The sequence below is a fragment of the Bradyrhizobium sp. SSBR45G genome (genome assembly GCF_030159255.1).
Taxonomy (GTDB): domain Bacteria; phylum Pseudomonadota; class Alphaproteobacteria; order Rhizobiales; family Xanthobacteraceae; genus Bradyrhizobium.
In genome coordinates, this window is record NZ_BSCT01000012.1 from 134,416 (window position 1) to 147,646 (window position 13,231).

The window sequence follows — 13,231 nt, forward strand, 5'->3', positions numbered from 1 at the left end:
GTACGGCGCGCTACTCGGCCGCCTGCTGCGCCACCGTCGGCTCAGTGCCGGCCACGGTGGCGCGGCGCATGTCGCGCGGCTGCGATTGATCGTAGCGGCGGACGCGATGCACCGTCTGACGGTTGTCCCACATGATCAGGTCGTGCAGCGCCCATTTGTGCACGTAGACGAAGTCCGGCTGGGTCGCGTGCTCCGTGAGATCACGCAGCAGCAGGCGCCCCTCGGGCATGCTCATGCCGACGATCGCGCCGGCATGCGATGACAGATACAGCGACTTGCGGCCATGCGCGGGATGCGTCCGGACCAGCCGCTGCCTCACCGGCTTGAACATCTCCTTCTCCTCGTCGGTGTAGTCGAGGAAGCCGAGCGAGCCGCGCGAGTACATCAGCGAATGTTCGCAGATGAGATCTTCGATCTCCGCCTTGGTGTCCGGGTCGAGCGCGTCATAGGCCGCGCGCATGTCGGCGAACTCGGTATTGCCGCCCTTCGGATTCACGATGCGCGCTGACAGGATCGAGTACTTCGCCGGGATCGGCCGGAACGAGCTGTCGGAATGCCACAGGCAGTTGCCGAGATTGAACAGATGCGTGCGATGATCCGATGGCAGCGGCTTGCCGTCCTTGCCGAGATTGGAGACGTCGTTGAGGCCGGTGCTGAGACGATAGTCCTCTTTCTTCGTCACCGTTCCGCCGCGCGCCTTTTCGCGCTCGCCGAAATTCAGCGCGAAGGCGAGCTGCTGCTCATCCGTGATGGCCTGATCGTGGAATACGAGAACGGCGTAGTGGTCGATCGCAGCCTGCAGCTGCGCGACCTCATCGGGCGTGAGAGGTTGGCGCAGATCGACACCAGACACGTCGCCGACGAAATGGGGATGCAGCTGCCGGATGGCGATGGCCATGGCGTCCTCCTTGCGTGTCCTCGTCATGGCGAACTCAAAGTCCGCTTCGGAGCAGCAAGGCTACGCCGGCGAGTCGCGAAGTCAACGGACGCGCTGAACGGCGGCACGCACAGCTGTCATGCCGGCGCGCCGGGCATCATGCGTTGCGGGCCATCAGCCCGCCGTCGACCGGGATCACGGCGCCGGTGATGAACGAGGCGGCCGGCAGGCACAGGCTCAAGGTGATGTGCGCAACCTCTTCGGGATCGCCATAGCGTCCCAGCGCCGTGCGGCGCCTCGCATAGGTCGCCTTGTGCTCGTCGGGGATGCGCGCGGTCATCGCAGTCGTGATCGGCCCCGGGCAGATGCAGTTGACGGTGATGCCGTCGCGGCCGAGCTCGACGGCCAGCGATCGCGTGAGTCCGGTCACGCCGGCCTTGGCTGCCGAATACGCGCTGTGCAGCGCAGTCGCGCCGAGCGCCTCGGTCGAGGCGATGTTGACGATGCGCGGACTTTGCGACCGACGCAGATGCGGCAGTGCGGCGCGGATCACGCGCTGCTGCGCGGTGAGCATCACGGCCAGGCCCTTGGCCCAGGCGTCGTCATAGGCGTCGTCGTCGATCGCCACCCGCACCGAGATGCCGGCATTGTTCACGACGATGTCGAGCCCGCCGAAATGCGCCGCGGCTTCGCCGACGACGGCTGCGATCGCGTCGCGATCCGTCAGGTCGAGTCGCCAGGCGCGCGCCGTTCCGCCTGCCGCGGCGATCTCGGCGGCCACGGCGCGCGCACCGTCCTCGTCGACATCCGTGACGGCGACCTGCGCCCCTTCATCGCCGAACACGCGCGCGGTGGCGCGCCCCATGCCCGACGCCGCGCCGGTGATCAGCACGGACAATCCCTTCACGGATCGGCTGAGTTGCTTGTGCTGCTGCATGGTTTCGGCCCGCGGAAAATCATGATCACGACGGCATGATCGGGTTAGCACCGATCGGCTCCGCTCGGTAGGCACGATTCGCGGACGCGTGCGTTGAAGCCCGGGCATTGGTCAGCCCGGACCATGAGACCATGCAGGTCTGGCGTACTCAACTTTGCCGCAGTGCCCCCTATGATCCAGCCTTGTCCGCCGTCGCGTTTCTCTCGGGACCGACGCGCGCCCCCATCCCACGAGCCCACCGGAGTCATCATGGTTCTGCGCCGAACATTCCTTGCGCTCGTCGTCGCGGCGGCAGCCCTTGCCGCAGCGCCATCGGCGCGGGCCGAGAGCATCAATGCCGGTGGCCGCAAGGCCAGCGCCGTTCAGCCCTTCGATGCCCAGAGCATCGCCGAATTCGACACGCCGTGGGCGATCGCGTTCCTGCCCGACGGGCGGATGCTGGTCACGGAAAAGCCGGGCCGGATCTTCGTCGTCACCCAGAGCGGACAGAAGACCGAGATCGGCAATGTGCCTGCGGTCGTGGCGCGCGGGCAGAACGGCCTGCTGGACATCGCGGTCTCGCCGAGCTTCGCGACGACGTCGCAGGTCTACATCACCTATACCGAGCCGAACGCCGAGGGCAGTCGGCTCGTGCTGACCCGCGCGGTACTGTCGCTGGCGAGCGATCGCGCCATGCTGACCGACCCGACCGTGATCTGGCGCCAGGCGCCGGCCGGCGGCGGAGGTCAGCCCGGCGGCATCATCGCATTCGATCCGGCGGGAACGCATCTGTTCCTGACCGTGGGCGACCGCATGCAGCCCAACAGCGCGCAGGATCCGCGGCAGGCGCGCGGCAAGGTGCTGCGGCTCAATCTCGACGGCTCGACGCCGTCGGACAATCCGATGGCCGAGGACAAGGGCGTGCCGGCGCAGACATGGACCACCGGCCATCGCAACCCCTACGGACTGGCCTTCGCACCGGATGGCCGGCTCTGGCTGCACGAGATGGGTCCGCGCGGTGGCGACGAGCTCAACCTGATCGAGCCGGGTAAGAATTACGGCTGGCCGCTGGTCTCGAACGGCGACAATTACGACGGCACGCCGATCCCGCGTCATGCGACGCGGCCCGATCTGGCCGCACCGCCGCTCTATTGGGACCCGGTGATCGCGCCGGCCGGCCTCGTCTTCTACGACGGCGCGATGTTTCCGCAATGGAAGGGGTCGGCGCTGATCGGTGGCCTCAGGGCGCAAGCGCTGGTGCGTGTGACGTTTGGCGCCAACGGCCAGCCCGATGAGGCCGAGCGCTGGGACATGGGCCAGCGCATCCGCGACGTCGCGGTTGCGCCGGATGGCGCCGTGTGGATCATCGAGGATGACTCGCCCGGCCGTCTCAGGCGGCTCACGCCGTCGAAATAACAATGCGCCTGCTGGCCGCCGGACGAGCAAGACCGCCGGCCGGAGCGCGTTGACAGCACCCGCGCTGCTCTCCACACATGTCCAACAAACAACAAGGAAAGGGCAGGAGATGAACGCGCTCGATTTCTCGGGACGGCAGGTGCTGGTGATCGGCGGTTCCAGCGGCATCGGTAACGGCATCGCACAGGCGTTTCGGGCGCAGGGCGCTGATGTCGCGGTCTGCGGCACGCGCGCCAGCGCGGCCGACTACCGTGCGGAGGATGGCTCCGAACTTGAGGGACTGGACTATCAGCAGCTCGACGTCAGCAATGCTGCCGCGATCGAGGCGTTCGCGCCGCGCCTGAACCGGCTCGACGTGCTGGTGCTGGCGCAGGGCGCGGTGCTGTACCGTCGCGGCGAGTTCGCAATGGATGGCTTCCGCAAGGTGATGGAGGTCAACCTCATCAGCCTGATGGGCTGTGCGACGAAGTTTCATGCCATGCTGCGCGACGCCAAGGGCGCGCTGATCATCGTCTCGTCCACAGCGGCCTATCATTCCACCATGGGCAACCCGGCCTACAACGCCTCCAAGACCGGCGCTGTCGGCTTGACCCGGACGCTGGCCGAAGCGTGGGCAGGCGACGGCATCCGCGTCAACGGCATCGCGCCGGGACTCGTCGACACCAAGATGACCAAGGTGACTACCGCCAATCCGCAGCGGCTCGAAGGCGCGCTGCAACGGATCCCGCTGAAGCGGCTCGGCACGCCGCAGGATATGGCCGGCGCTGCATTGTTCCTGGCGTCGCCGCTGTCGTCCTACATCATCGGCCAGACCATCGTCGTCGATGGCGGGTTGATTTTGTAGCCGTTCGGAACCGTCGCCGCCTCAGCCGGTTAGCTCGACAGCAATCCCGCAGGTGCAGAACAAGGAGAGCGGCAATGGATCAGGATCGGCTGACAGGTACGGCCAAGGATGTCGCAGGCAAGGTCGAAGGCGGCGTTGGCGAATTGCTGGGTGACAAGAGCACGCAGGCCTCGGGTCGCGCGCGCGAAGCGTCCGGCGTGGTGCAGAATCTCTATGGCCAGGCCAAGGATGCGGCACGCGAGGCCGGCGATGCCGCCATGGACTACGCGAAGGATACGTTGGGCAGCAGCACCGACACGCTGCGCGGCGGAACCGAAGCGCTGACCAAGCGAGTCCATGAAAATCCCATGGGTGCGCTCCTGGTCGCCGGCGGCATCGGCTTCCTGCTCGCGGTGCTGATGCGTCCGAGCCGGCCGCAGCCGCCGCAGCGCTGGCGGTACTGAGCCCATCAAAGTCAGTCTGAGGACTGACTGACTACGCTTAAGAGACATCGGCCCGCATTCGTTCTCGAATGCGGGCCGATTTGTCACGCGATGTCGTTGCAGAGGATCGCGTTCCAGAGGATGTCTCTGCCGATCTGGGCCGCAACCGCTCGGCGCGATGGGCCTTGTATGGCCGTCAGCGCCCCTGCGTCTCCAGCACGGCTGCCGCGCGGCCTACCGATCCCGGCGGCCGTGGCGGCGCATTCGGATTGCGCGCGGCCGGCGGCCTGGCCGGTTGTGCCGGCTGCTGCTGCGGCGCGCCGAAGCCGAAGAAGTCGCGGCCTCCCTGGTTCGGCTGCTGGGCCTGGGCGGGGGGCTGCTGGTTGGGGGATGCCGGCGTCGTCAGCCGCTTCTGCCTCGGCTGGACAGGCTGAGCGGACGCCGCGGGCGCAGCTTCGGTCGGCGATGTCGCCGCGACAGGCGTGTCGGGCTTGGTGAGCTCCTTCGGCGGCTCCTTGGCCTGTTCGCGGCCGACCTCGCGGCGCGGCCAGACGAAATCGTCGGCGCGACCGGCCGGCGGGCTCAGCGCCTCGCCCTTGACCAGCGTGCGTGAGGCCAAGGCATCGACCGCCGCCGGACGCGAGCCGGGACCGCCGAGCAGCTGATCGGTGCCGACCGACGAGGCCACCAGCGGCAGGATCGGACCTGCGACCGGGCGCGGCGCCGGCTGCCCGGGCACCGCATTGGCGTCCGGGGTCGCCGGTTCGGTCGGCAGCTCCAGCGGCGCGGAGCGGGCGGCGAGCAGCCGGTTGATCTCGCGCTCGGCATAATGCGCGAGCTTGCGCGCGCCGGGCCGGGTGAAATACACGCCGTCATAGGCGCGCAGCTGGCGGATCTGGCCTTCGAAATCCGGACCCTTCTGCAAGAAGCGGCCGGCCTCGTCGACAAAGCCGTCCCAGACATCGACATAGGTGATGCCGGCCTTGCCGGCGACGTCGCGATAGAGCGAATCCAGGAACAGCATGTCGGCCGTCCCCTTGGGGCCACGTACCGCCGGCAGGCCGACCCAGAGCACCGGCACGCCCTTGGTCTTGGCGACCGCGATCAGCTCCTCGATCTTCTTGGTATAGAGTTCGACCCAGCGCTCCTCGCGGAATTCGTAGAGGGCGCCCGGCGCGCGTGCAGTCTTCTCCGGCGCGGCGACCGCCGGCGTGTCGTTGTCGATCTCGTCCTGCGGCAGATCGCTGTCGGCAGGCTTGGCGGCCGTGTCGGCCTTCGCCTCGGGTTTGGCGTCTGGCTTGGCGTCGCCTGGCTTGGCGTCTGCGGGCTTCGCATCAGCCGCCTTGGTGTCGCCCGGCTTGGCATCTCCTGGCTTGGCATCGCCGGGCTTGGCCTTGGCGTCCTTCTTGGTCTTGTCCGCCGGCTTGTCGGTCTTCTCGACGGCCGGCTCGCGCAGCGAGAGACGGTCGTTGAGCCCGAGCATGATCACGATCGCGTCGGCGCGTTCGGTCGCCAGGATGCCCTTGGCAGCGGCCGCCCAATCGGCCGGCTCGCCCTTGGGCTGGTATTTGATGAGGCCGGAATTGGTCTTGATCCTGCGGGTGACGCCCATGTCGGGCTGCTCGGAATAGGCGTCCTCGAGGCCATAGGCGAGCCAGTCCGCCATGCCGTCGCCGAGCACCAGCACATAGCGATCCGGGGCATTGGCGGTGTCGCGCTTCTCCGGCGGCGGCGCCTTGGAATAGTCCTGGGTGACCTTCTTCGGCTGCTGCGGCTGATAGGGCGAGAAGAAATCGCTGCCGAACCACCCGCCGCCACCGCCGCCGCGAGGGACCGGCCGGGGCGAGGAGAACGGGTTGAAATTGAAGAACTGCGCCGACGCCGGGCCGGTAATCCCGACCAGCATGGCGATGACGACCGCGAGCACCACCGCCGGGCCGGGCTCGTTCAACAGCTTGAGGATGGATTTCAGCTTTGACATGCACACCCGTCCGCAGCCGTCGCGCGGCGAAACCGTGACAGCACATATAATAGGAGCCAAATCAGGCCGCAAACGGGCATTCACCGGATGGTGTTGATGGTCCGGGGCAATCGCCCCGAAAGGTTACCCATTCCAGGCAAATGGGGGGGCGATCAGCGCCCGCGCAGCCGTTCCAGCACGTCCGTCGTGGCAAAGCCGTCCGCAGGCGCCCCGATCGAGGCCTGGAAGTTCCGCAGCGCCTCCCGGGTCTGGCCGCCGAACTGGCCGTCCGGGGTGCCGCGGTAGAATCCGCGCTCCGCCAGCAGCTGCTGCAGCTCCAGCCGCTCGGCGCGCGACAGCGTGCGCTCCTCGCGCGGCCAGGCCTGCACCAGGGGTGGCGCGCCGCGCAGCCGGTCGGCGAAATGGCCGATTGCCAGCGCATAGGCCTCCGCCGGGTTATATTTCATGATGACGCGGAAGTTCTGCAGCATCAGGAAGCCGGGGCCTTGGGCGCCCGCCGGGGCCAGCAGATAGGCCTTCTCGGCCGTCGCCGGGAACGGCTGGCCGCCGGCGCGCTTCAGGCCGAGCTGCTCCCACTGGCCGAAGCTCATGGTCTTGGCGCGGTCGGCCAGCATGAAATTAAAGCCCTGCGGCAGCACGACCTCGTAGCCCCAGCTCTGGCCGCTCTGCCAGCCGTCCTTCTTCAGATTGTTGGCGGTCGAGGCGATCAGGTCGGCCGGATTGTCGACGACGTCGCGGCGGCCGTCGCCATCGGCGTCCACGGCGAAGCGCTTAAAGGCGGTCGGCATGAACTGGGTCGGCCCGAAGGCGCCGGCCCAGGAGCCGCGCAGCTGCTCGGGCCTGAGGTCGCCGCGGTTGAGGATCTCCAGCGCCGACAGGAACTCGTCCTTGAAATAGGCCTGGCGGCGGCCGATGCAGGCGAGCGTCGCGGTCGACTGCAGCACGCTGCGGTCGCCGATCTGGGTCGAGTAGTTGGACTCGATGCCCCAGATGGCTGCGACGATGTAGCGGTCGACGCCATAGGCGCGCTCGGTGGCATCGAACTGCGCCTTGTATTTCGCGAGCACCTCGCGGCCCTTGGCCAGCCGGTTATCGTTCACCAGGATGTCGAGATAGTCCCAGATCGACTTGGTGAACTCGGGCTGGGCGTCGAGCAGGTCCATGATGCGCAGGTCCGGCGACAGGCCGGCGGTGAAGCGCTGGAAATTGTCCTGCGTGATGTTGCGGCGTGCGGCATCTGGCCACATGCCGGCGACGCAGGCGTCGAAATTGCCGGCGGCCTCTCGAATCGCCGCCGCGGTCATCAGCGGATGGCCGGAGGCGCCGTCCTCGCCGCTCCAGGGCTGCGGCCCGCCGGGGGTGGGGGCCTGCGCCGGCGCCGCAGCGCCCGGGTTGCCCTTGGTCAGCGACCCCGTGAACAGGCTGTCGAGGAAGTTCAGCGGATTGCCGGATTGGGCGTTGGCGGAACCGGACACCACCGCGAGGCCTGCGGCTACCGCCGCCGCCCGCGTTGCGGTCCTCAAAGCTGCCAGCATGACGTTCCGTCGCATCATCAGTGGATCCATCGCATGGAGAGCCCAGGAGGCCCGGTCCTGCTTAACGGGAGATTAACAAGCCTAGCGAATTCTCAGCGGCAAAATATGGCCGTTGGGCTGCCATCAAACGGAACCACTCGACCAACATCCGCCTTTGTTCTCGGCTGCAAACGAGCTACCAACATGCGATCGTTTTCGCATTCATTCGTCACAAGGTTTAATCAGCCCCCATGAAGATCCGCAAAGCCGTATTTCCGGTCGCCGGTCTCGGCACCCGCGTCCTTCCCGCCACCAAGGCGATGCCGAAGGAAATGCTGACGATCGTCGACAAGCCGCTGATCCAATATGTCTTCGACGAAGCCAAGGAAGCGGGCATCGAGCATTTCGTGTTCGTCACCGGGCGCAACAAGACCGCGATCGAGGATCATTTCGACCACATGTATGAGCTCGACGCGACGCTTGCGGCGCGCGGCAAGAAGATCGAGATCGAGATTTTGGCGCGCGATCAGCCGGAGGCGGGCGCGGTCAGCTTCACGCGCCAGCAGGCGCCGCTCGGGCTTGGCCATGCGGTGTGGTGCGCGCGCGACATCGTCGGCGATGAGCCGTTCGCGGTCGTGCTGCCGGACGAGCTGGTGCTGAACTCGCCGGGGTGCCTTGCGCAGATGATCGCTGCGGCCGATGCGCTGCCCGAGAAGAGCAACGTGCTGGCGGTGCAGGAAGTGCCGGCCGACCAGACCCATCAATACGGCATCTGCGGCGTCGGCAAGCGCGACGGCAAGATCTTCGAGGTCGACGGCATGGTCGAGAAACCCGCGAAGGGCACCGCGCCGTCGAACTTCTCGATCACCGGGCGCTACATCCTGCAGCCCGAGATCTTCAAGATCCTGGCGACGCAGGAGCGCGGCGCCGGCGGCGAGATCCAGCTCACCGATGCGATGATCGGACTGTCGAAGACGCAGAAATTCTACGGCGTCGACTTCGATGGCGAGCGGCATGATTGCGGCTCGAAATCGGGCTTCCTGAGGGCCAACATCGCCTTCGGCATGTCCCGGTCCGACCTGCGCGACGGGCTGCGTGCCGACATGAAGAAGTACCTCGACGCCAAGAGCTGAGAAGACAAGAGCTGAACGTGTGAGCTCCGGCTGGCGGCCTCACGCCGCCAGCGAGGCCGAGGGTCGCGGCTTCGGCACGGCCACGGTCGCGCAGCGATTGCGGCCCGCCGCCTTGGCCATGTACAGCGCGCGGTCGGCGGCCTTCAGCAGCCCGGTCCAGTCCGTTTCGCGCGCCGGCGTGACGCTGGCGACGCCGACACTGATCGAGGTGTTGGCGGCGTCGCCCGCCCAGATCGCAACCTTGTTGCGGATCGTCTCCGCCACATGCAGCGCGTCGGCTTCCGCGGTGCCCGGCAGCAGCACCGCGAACTCCTCGCCGCCATAGCGCGCGGCGCAGTCGCCGGCCCGCCGCACCGAATCCGAAATGCACACGGCGATGCCGACCAGCACCTGGTCGCCCGCCTGATGGCCATGGGTATCGTTGTAGCTCTTGAAGTGATCGGCATCGATCATCAGCAGCGCCAGCGGCGCTTGGACCCGCTGCGCCCGCCGCCACTCGATCTCGATGGTCTCGTCGAACTTGCGCCGGTTCTTCAGGCCGGTCAGCGAGTCGGTCGTTGCCAGCTGCTGCAGCCTGGACTCGACCTTCGTGCGCAGCTGGATCTCGCGCGCGGCGACCTGGGTCGCGGCGAGCACGAAGACGATGAGGGCCAGCATCATCGCGCCGATCTGCGCGGCCTCGTGGCGCCAGACCGCATAGACGCTGTCCCAGGTCCGGCTGGCGACCACCACCAGCGGGTCGTTGCCGCTGCGCCAGATCAGCAGACGCGACTGGTCGTCCAAGGCGCCGACGCTGGTCGACCAGCCGCTCGGCTCGGTCAATGCGCGGGTCACCGCCGGGGCGCGCGCCAGATTGCGGCCGATCGCGGCAGGATCGAATGGGGCGGTCACGATGATGGTGCCGTCGCGCCCGAACACGGTGATGCCGACACCGGCCGGAAGCGAGAGCCGGCTGAACAGGTCGCGGAAATAGCTGAGGCGGATCGAGCCGGCGACGACGCCGGCGAAGCGCCCGTCGGGCGCGGAAATGCGGCGGCTCAGCGCGATGGAATACTGGCCGTGATGCTGCGCGGGCCGGCTGACATGGAGGCCTGCGTCGGTGCGATCGCGATGCACCTGGAAGAAGTCGGAGTCGCTGCGATTCTCCGGCACGGGATCGAGCGTCGCCGAGTCGATGGTAAGGCGTCCGTTCGGGTCGAACACCTGGATGGCGCCGAAATTTCGCGCCGTGGAGGCGCGGTCGAACAGGATGAGATGCCGGATCGGCTTGCTGACCTCGTTGATTTCGGGCAGCAACATGTTGGCGGCGACCGCGCGCAGCGACAGGTCGTAAAGCTCGATGTTGCGGCTGATGTCGGCGCCGATGCCGGCGGCCAGATTGTCCAGCGACTGCCGGGCGCGCACCTCCTCGCCGCGGCGCAGGTCGATCATGACGCTGGCGCAGATTGCGGAGAAGCCGATGATGGTGGAGAGGGAGCAGGTCACGAGCGTGCGTGCCGAGAGACGCCAAGGCGGCTTTGCCCGGCCTGTTCGGCGTGTCCAGCGCATCGGCTCGTCCCGTCCCCGTGGAGTTCCGTCCGTAGACTGACGGATACTCCGAGGTAACGCATGTTAGGTTAACGAGTGGTTGCGTTTGCTGCGCCTGTCGTCAAGGCTGCCGCACGCTCGCCGATACGATGGAGTTGAGACTTGCCGGACTATGATGCGCTTCGGGACTACCTCAAGCGACAGACCCTTCCCGAACTGATGCTGAGCCTCGAAGCCATCGAGGAGCTGATCGGCGACAGCCTGCCGCGCGCCGCGCAGCGCGCGTCGTGGTGGGACAGCCTGAGGAGTCCGCAGGAGAAGATGCCGCAGCGCGAGGCCTGCCTGGCGGCTGGCTACGTCGCGACCCGGCTGCCGGATGGCAAAGGCGTCCGATTCCGTAAGCTGAAGCCGCCGCGCTGACGGGATGTCGCAGCCAATTGGCCCGGATCGTGCCTTCGGCCTGGGAACAGGGGCACTCGGGCAGAGAGTCAATCGTGACGCGGCTGCGCCGCTCGCTCGAGATGCGAGCACGGTCGCAATCTTTGATGGTTGGAGAGACAAGGAATGAATGAACAGGACCTGCGCCGCGAGATTGCTGCGGTCAAGCACGGGCGGCTGTCGCGCCGCGACTTCGTGCAGCGGATGCTCGCCGCCGGACTGACGGCCCCGCTGGCTGGCATGATGCTGGCGCATTCCGGTGTCGCGATGGCCGCGCAGGCCTTTCCCTACAAGCCGACCAAGGCCGGCGGTGGCGGACCGCTGAAGATCCTGTTCTGGCAGGCGCCGACCTTGCTCAATCCGCATTTTGCGATCGGCTCCAAGGACCAGGAGGCCGCGCGCGCCTTCTACGAGCCGCTCGCGGGGTGGGATGCCGACGGCAATCTCGTGCCGGTGCTTGCGGCCGAAATTCCGAGCCTCGCCAACGGTACGCTGGCAGCCGACGGCACATCGGTCGTCTGGAAGCTCAAGCCCGGCGTGACATGGCATGACGGCCAGCCTTTCACCGCCGACGACGTCATCTTCAACTGGCAATACGCCACCCATCCCGAGACGTCCGCGGTCACCATCGCCGACTACAAGGACATCAAGGCGATCGAGAAGATCGACGATCACAGCGTCCGTCTCGTGTTCGATAAGCCGACGCCGCAATGGTTCACGCCGTTCGTCGGCGGCCGCGGCGCGATCATTCCGAAGCATCTGTTCGCCGACTACATCGGCGCCAAGTCGCGCGAGGCGCCGAACAATCTCAAGCCGGTCGGAACCGGCGCCTATCTGTTCGTCGACTTCAAGCCCGGCGACACCGTCACGGGCAAGCTCAATCCGGACTATCACGTCCCGAACCGTCCCTATTTCGACAGCCTGGAGATCAAGGGCGGCGGTGACGCCGTGTCGGCCGCGCGTGCGGTGCTGCAGACCGGCGAGTTCGACTACGCCTGGAATCTGCAGGTCGAGGACGAGATCCTGATCAAGCTCGAAACGGGTGGAGCCGGGGTCGTCGAGATCGTGCCGACCGGCAATCTCGAGTTCATCCTGCTCAACGCCACCGATCCCAATGTCGAGGTCGATGGCGAGCGCGCGAGCCTCAAGACCAGGCATCCGCTGTTCTCCGATCCCGCGGTGCGCGAGGCGATCAACCTGCTGATCGACCGCGCCTCGATCCAGAAGTTCATCTACGGCCGCGGCGGCATCGCCACGGCGAATGCCGTCAACAATCCCGAGCGCTATCGCTCGCCCAACATGCGCTTCGAGTTCTCGGTCGAGAAGGCCAATCAGATCCTGGAGAATGCCGGCTGGAAGAAGGGAGCGAGCGGCATCCGCGAAAAGGACGGCAAGCCGCTCAAGCTGGTGTTCCAGACATCGACCAACGGGCCGCGGCAGAAAAACCAGGCGATCATCAAGCAGGCCTGCCAGAAGGCCGGCATCGAGATGGAGCTGAAATCCGTCGTGGGCTCGGTGTTCTTCTCCAGCGACGTCGCCAATCCCGATACCTACGCGCATTTCTACTGCGACATCGAAATGTTCCAGATGACGATGGCGTCGCCCGAGCCGCAGGCCTTCATGACCCAGTACGTCTCGTGGGAGGCCGCGAGCAAGGCCAACAAATGGCAGGGCCGCAACATCGCGCGCTGGCAGAACAAAGAATACGACGATCTCTACAACGCGCTGACGATCGAGCTCGATCCTGTCAAGCGCGCCGCGCTCTACATCAAGCTCAACGACATCGTCTGCTCTGAGCATCATGTGCTGCCCGAGCTCAACCGCCCGCGTCTCTCGGGCATCCGCAAGGGGCTGCAGACGCACTCCTCGGGCTGGGACAACGACCTCTGGCAGCTGCCGAACTGGTATCGCGAGAGCTGAGCGCGATCTCGGCTTCCGCGCCAGCAGAACACCCGCTGCACTGCGGACCATCTCCGGTGATGTAGTTCCATTTTCCGGGATGGTTCGCGGGTGTTTCTTGCCGCAATGCAAGGTGCGACAATCGATCCGTTCCTTCTTGCGGAATTGGCCCGGATTCTGCTTTGACAGTCGCTTCGAAGGCTGATCCAATTTTATGCAGCTCCGCGCAGATGCGTCGCGGGGCGCATTTTTTTGGCATTCAGC

11 protein-coding genes are annotated in these 13,231 nt (G+C 66.6%); 6 read left to right on the forward strand and 5 right to left on the reverse strand.

Annotated features, from left to right (window positions below; translation table 11 throughout):
- Positions 1-10 precede the first annotated feature (10 nt).
- Together QQL87_RS16745 and QQL87_RS16750 are read right to left on the reverse strand one after the other, a co-directional pair.
- The gene (locus QQL87_RS16745; protein ID WP_284420053.1) at positions 11-898 is read right to left on the reverse strand and encodes a TauD/TfdA dioxygenase family protein; all 888 of its coding nucleotides are present in this window, start codon (positions 896-898) and stop codon (positions 11-13) included.
- Between the two features lie 136 nt (positions 899-1,034).
- Positions 1,035-1,814 carry an SDR family NAD(P)-dependent oxidoreductase gene (locus QQL87_RS16750; protein WP_284420019.1) on the reverse strand — a complete coding sequence of 260 codons (780 nt, stop codon included), beginning with the start codon at positions 1,812-1,814 and terminating at the stop codon, positions 1,035-1,037.
- A gap of 249 nt (positions 1,815-2,063) precedes the next feature.
- Here QQL87_RS16750 and QQL87_RS16755 point away from each other — a divergent pair, with 249 nt between their 5' ends.
- The 3 genes from QQL87_RS16755 (at position 2,064) to QQL87_RS16765 (ending at position 4,496) form a co-directional block, all read left to right on the forward strand.
- Positions 2,064-3,209 carry a PQQ-dependent sugar dehydrogenase gene (locus QQL87_RS16755; protein ID WP_284420020.1) on the forward strand — a complete coding sequence of 382 codons (1,146 nt, stop codon included), beginning with the start codon at positions 2,064-2,066 and terminating at the stop codon, positions 3,207-3,209.
- Between the two features lie 109 nt (positions 3,210-3,318).
- Complete coding sequence (locus tag QQL87_RS16760; RefSeq protein WP_284420021.1) at positions 3,319-4,053, forward strand: SDR family NAD(P)-dependent oxidoreductase; 735 nt, start codon at positions 3,319-3,321, stop codon at positions 4,051-4,053.
- 74 nt (positions 4,054-4,127) lie between these two features.
- Positions 4,128-4,496, forward strand: a complete 369-nt coding sequence (locus QQL87_RS16765; RefSeq protein WP_284420022.1) for a CsbD family protein — start codon at positions 4,128-4,130, stop codon at positions 4,494-4,496.
- Positions 4,497-4,671: 175 nt separating this feature from the next.
- Here the strand turns inward: QQL87_RS16765 and QQL87_RS16770 are convergent, their stop codons facing one another.
- Entirely contained in the window at positions 4,672-6,456 is a 1,785-nt protein-coding gene (locus tag QQL87_RS16770) for an SGNH/GDSL hydrolase family protein (protein ID WP_284420023.1), read from the reverse strand.
- A 152-nt stretch (positions 6,457-6,608) separates the two neighbouring features.
- The gene (locus QQL87_RS16775; RefSeq protein WP_284420024.1) at positions 6,609-8,009 is read right to left on the reverse strand and encodes a lytic murein transglycosylase; all 1,401 of its coding nucleotides are present in this window, start codon (positions 8,007-8,009) and stop codon (positions 6,609-6,611) included.
- Positions 8,010-8,221: 212 nt separating this feature from the next.
- On the opposite strand from QQL87_RS16775, the gene QQL87_RS16780 reads away from it, so the two are divergent.
- Positions 8,222-9,103: a UTP--glucose-1-phosphate uridylyltransferase gene (locus tag QQL87_RS16780; RefSeq protein ID WP_284420026.1), complete on the forward strand. Its 882-nt coding sequence runs from the start codon at positions 8,222-8,224 to the stop codon at positions 9,101-9,103.
- A 39-nt stretch (positions 9,104-9,142) separates the two neighbouring features.
- On the opposite strand, the gene QQL87_RS16785 is transcribed toward QQL87_RS16780, so the two are convergent.
- Positions 9,143-10,651 (reverse strand): GGDEF domain-containing protein, encoded by a 1,509-nt coding sequence (locus tag QQL87_RS16785; RefSeq protein WP_284420027.1) that lies wholly within the window; start codon positions 10,649-10,651, stop codon positions 9,143-9,145.
- Between the two features lie 141 nt (positions 10,652-10,792).
- Here QQL87_RS16785 and QQL87_RS16790 point away from each other — a divergent pair, with 141 nt between their 5' ends.
- Positions 10,793-11,050: a DUF7662 domain-containing protein gene (locus QQL87_RS16790; protein ID WP_284420028.1), complete on the forward strand. Its 258-nt coding sequence runs from the start codon at positions 10,793-10,795 to the stop codon at positions 11,048-11,050.
- A gap of 144 nt (positions 11,051-11,194) precedes the next feature.
- Positions 11,195-12,988, forward strand: coding sequence for a peptide ABC transporter substrate-binding protein (locus tag QQL87_RS16795; protein WP_284420029.1), 1,794 nt, complete (start codon positions 11,195-11,197; stop codon positions 12,986-12,988).
- Positions 12,989-13,231 lie beyond the last annotated feature (243 nt).